The 2,620-nt window shown below is 68.5% G+C and carries 1 protein-coding gene; it reads left to right on the top strand.

Going from position 1 to position 2,620, the window contains the following annotated elements; all coding sequences use genetic code 11:
* A partial coding sequence (locus ABID77_RS22550) for a hypothetical protein (protein WP_429600722.1) occupies positions 1-2,618 on the top strand: 2,618 nt, incomplete at its 5' end.
* Positions 2,619-2,620: the final 2 nt, after the last annotated feature.

Below are 2,620 nucleotides of genomic sequence, written 5' to 3'. Positions count from 1 at the left end.
CTCCCACCTGGGCGGCCGATCTGTTGCAGCTGACGGTGCAGGGCAAGTCCTTCACGCTGACCTCGGCGACCACCGTAAGCTACGGGGCCAATAACGTCTTCGCGCAGAAGACGCTGCAGCCGGGCACCTATTCCTGCGACGACGGCTTTTTCGGCGACCCGCTCTGGGGCGTGTTCAAGGCGTGCTACATGCCCAATTCGACCGCCTCGGCGTCGCAATTGCAATTGCTCTCCAACCAGAACGCCTCCTTCACCCTGGCCAAGGCCACCACCGTGAGCTACGGCATCAACGGCGTGTTCAACCAGAAGACCCTCCAGCCGGGCACCTACGCGTGCAGCGACGCGTTCTTCGGCGACCCCGCCTGGGGCCTGCTCAAGGCCTGCTACGCCCCCAGCGCCACGGCCACCGCCGCCGCCTCGGCCGCGACCATGACCCAGATCACGGGCCAGTTCAACTCCTTCAAGCTCGCCGTGGCCACCACCGTGAGCTACGGCGCCAACGGCGTGTTCGTGCAGAAGACCCTCCAGCCGGGCACCTACTCTTGCGACGACGGCTTCTTCGGCGACCCGCTCTGGGGCGTGACCAAGGCCTGCTACGCCACCACCGCCTCGGCCTCCACCGCCACCAAGTCCGAGGACTCCGCCTCCCTCATCAAGGCCACCGCCGCGGCCACCGGCGCGAGCGTCTCGCCCATCCCCGGGGACGTGGTGGTCAACGGCGCGGTCTCCAACGCCGAGTACCAGGCCATGGCCCAGAAGATGGGCACCGACGCGGCCATCTCCTACCGCTACGGCATGCCCTCGACGGCGGCCAAGTCCACCGTCTCCTTCCCCGGCCCGCGCCCCAACCAGAGCATGCAGAGCCTCGCGGGCGACGCCCGCGTGGTCCAGGCCGACGGCATCATCGCCAACCGCGCCTGCCGCCCCGACGGCTGGTGCGGCCAGTTCCAGCTCGACCCGGGCTACCTGCGCGGCTGGTCGGGCGACTACAGCGCCAACATCGCCAACATCGCCTACGTCCCCGACTCCCCCATCCCCGCGGGCTTCCTGGAGAAGCGCTACCACGGCGTGGCCTCCCTGCAGACCCTCAACGTGGGCCACAACGTCGTGAGCATCAAGCCCGAGCCGTCCTGGACCACCTGGATCGATCCGTCGATGAACAACGCCGACAACGACGAGAACACCGTGCGCCTGGCCGGCGTGCGCGGGGGCTCGCCCATCGGCACCATCGCCATCGACGACAAGCCCGTGGCCTGCCAGCGCGGCTACGGCCGCGGCGGCTGGACCAACAACGTCCTGTGCGTCTTCGCCAACGGCTCCATCACCAGCGCGGGCAGCAACACCTCCCACAACTTCCTCAAGTACAGCCTGCCCGCGGGCAAGACCCCCACCGCCCTGGCCATCTCCAACAGCGGCGAGTTCGCCCTCATCACCGTGTGGGACACCGCCGCCCTGCGCGGCCAGGTCGCCGTCCTCGCGCTGTCGGACGCCTGCCAGTGGTGCGAGACCAAGCCCGAGTCGCAGTGGAACGCCAACTGGGGCAACCACCGCCAGGCCTACCCCGGCCTGCCCGGCCTGGGCAACTACTTCCAGGCCAAGCTCGTGGGCTTCGTGGACCTGCCCGAGAGCATGCGCGCACCCACCGAGGTGGCGCTCACCACCGGCAAGTGGAAGGGCGACTACGAGCGCGTGCAGCAGTTCTTCGACGACAACCTCCTGACCGAAGCCCAGCGCAAGCGCTTCTACGACGGCGACCTCACCGCGGCCATCCCCCGCACCGGCATGGCGGTGGTGGTCAGCAAGAGCGAGAAGAAGGCCGCCTTCATCGACCTGCGCCCGCTCTTCCAGTACTACCGCGCCCAGTACCTCACGCCCAACCAGGCCGGCTGGAACGCGCTGATCGCCAGCCGCGGCCAGGGCGCCTCCCAGTGGCCCTACACCTTCGACGTCGCCCCCGCACAGAAGCCCACCCTCATCAAGGTGGTGGACCTGCCCGCCTCCCCCACGGCCGTGCAGATGAGCCGCAACGCCCCGCACCGCGCCCTCATCGCCACCGTGGAAGGCAAGCTGCGCGTCTTCGACCTGGGCGCCAAGTACCTCGACCAGGGCGGCTCCGCCGTCGGCGCACCCAGCGACATCGCCGAGAAGTTCACCCTCGACGTGGGCGCCAACCCCACCTCCATCGCCTACTTCAAGGAGAAGGCCGCCTTCGGCAAGAACGGCTCCCTGCTCTACGGCCGTGAAGGCTCCGAGGAGCGCTACTGGTGGGCCCTCAGCCGTGAGGAGCGCAAGGCCACCCTGTTCCAGTTCGACGCCGCCATGACCTCCGCCAAGCCCATCCGCGTCATGACCATGGACCCGCGCATCGTCGACCCCATCGCCATCGAGGACAACGACAACCACGGCACCGAGAGCCACATCCTGAGCGTGGCCGACTACACCGGGCGCCAACTCCACAACGTCATGTACGCCCCCATGGTCATGTGGACCTACGACGCCAAGGCGCCCTGCACCGAGGCCAAGCCCTGCGCTCCGCTCAACGGCGCTCAGTTCGAGTACGCCGGCTCCCACAAGCTCCCGGGTCGTCCCTTCCAGCTCGGCGTCGCCAACATCAACTGAGA

It is taken from the genome of Variovorax sp. PvP013 (genome assembly GCF_050435945.1).
GTDB lineage: Bacteria > Pseudomonadota > Gammaproteobacteria > Burkholderiales > Burkholderiaceae_C > Variovorax.
This window is presented reverse-complemented; position numbering and strand designations above follow the sequence as displayed.